Raw genomic sequence first — 227 nt, forward strand, 5'->3', positions numbered from 1 at the left:
GGTTATGAATTATTGAAAGATAAAGTAGCTGTAAAAGTAGAAAAAGATAAAGTAATAGAAATGAAAATAGGAAATAAAAAATTGCCAGATCCAATAGGGAAAATAAAGCTGGTGAAAGTAGACACAAATGATAAAAATAAAAAGCTAGCAGGAGCAAAGTTTTATATAGAAGATTCAAACGGAAAAGTAGTTGGGGAGTTAATAACAGAGGAAAAAGGAGAAACGAT

At 29.5% G+C, this 227-nt stretch carries 1 protein-coding gene; it reads left to right on the forward strand.

Annotated elements, in window-relative coordinates; all coding sequences use genetic code 11:
- A partial coding sequence (locus G9F74_RS29785) for an MSCRAMM family protein (protein WP_395940745.1) occupies positions 1-227 on the forward strand: 227 nt, incomplete at both ends.

This window comes from Bacillus sp. EKM202B, from assembly GCF_011066025.1.
GTDB classification, from domain to species: domain Bacteria; phylum Bacillota; class Bacilli; order Bacillales; family Bacillaceae_G; genus Bacillus_A; species Bacillus_A toyonensis.